At 75.1% G+C, this 1052-nt stretch carries 1 protein-coding gene and 1 pseudogene; both read left to right on the top strand.

The features are described 5' to 3' along the window. Positions 1 to 753, top strand: a 753-nt coding sequence (locus BZL64_RS35645) for a DEAD/DEAH box helicase (protein ID WP_143663405.1), incomplete at its 5' end; no start/stop codon positions are given. Further along, positions 753 to 1052: pseudogene (locus tag BZL64_RS39680) on the top strand (hypothetical protein); the annotation flags it as partial. The gene BZL64_RS35645 and the pseudogene BZL64_RS39680, both read left to right, overlap by 1 nt.

Below are 1052 nucleotides of genomic sequence, written 5' to 3' on the forward strand. Positions count from 1 at the left end.
CTGCCGCCCAAGACCGAGACCGACCATCCCGTCCCGCTCACCCGCGAACAGGCCGCGCTGTACGAGGCGGTGGTGCGCGAGTCGCTGCACGTCATCGAGACGGCGAACGGCATCGCGCGCCGCGGCCTGGTCCTCAAGCTGCTCGGCGCGCTCAAGCAGATCTGCGACCACCCGGCGCTCTACCTCAAGGAGCAGGCCCCCGCCACGGGCGACGCCCTCGCCGCCCGCTCCGGCAAACTCGCCCTGCTGGACGAGCTGCTGGACACCCTGCTGGCCGAGGACGGCTCGGCCCTCGTCTTCACCCAGTACGTCGGCATGGCCCGGCTGATCACCGCCCACCTGGCAGGCCGCGCGATCCCGGTGGATCTCCTCCACGGCGGCACGCCGGTGCCCGAACGCGAGCGCATGGTGGACCGCTTCCAGGACGGCGCCACCCCCGTCCTCGTGCTGTCGCTCAAGGCGGCCGGCACCGGCCTGAACCTCACCCGCGCGGGCCACGTCGTCCACTTCGACCGCTGGTGGAACCCGGCCGTGGAGGAACAGGCCACCGACCGCGCCTACCGCATCGGCCAGACCCAGCCCGTCCAGGTCCACCGCCTCATCACCGAGGGCACCATCGAGGACCGCATCGCCGAGATGCTCCAGGTCAAGCGCGCCCTCGCCGACGCGATCCTCGGCTCGGGCGAGTCCGCCCTCACCGAACTGACGGACCGTGAACTGTCCGACCTCGTCAGGCTGCGGAGGGAGGCGTGATGGCGGACGAAGAGCGGGACGTCAGCCCGGCCGAAGCGGTCCGCCGCGCCCTGCGGGCCGCCCGCGAGCGACCGGAGGAACCCGCACCGGCACCGGCACCGGCGCAATCCCCGGCGCCCCCGGACCCGCCTCAGGAGGCCCCGCGGGCCGCCCCGGAGTCCGACGGCCCCTTCCGGCCGGGTGACGCCGCCCGCGCGGCCCTGCGGCGTACGGCGCAGGCGCCCCCGGTCCCCGAGGAGACCCCGGCGGCCGACGCGCCCGCGGCAGCGGACGTACCCCCGCCGGGGTCTCCTCGGGGA

It is taken from the genome of Streptomyces bobili, assembly GCF_002154575.1.
GTDB lineage: Bacteria > Actinomycetota > Actinomycetes > Streptomycetales > Streptomycetaceae > Streptomyces > Streptomyces bobili.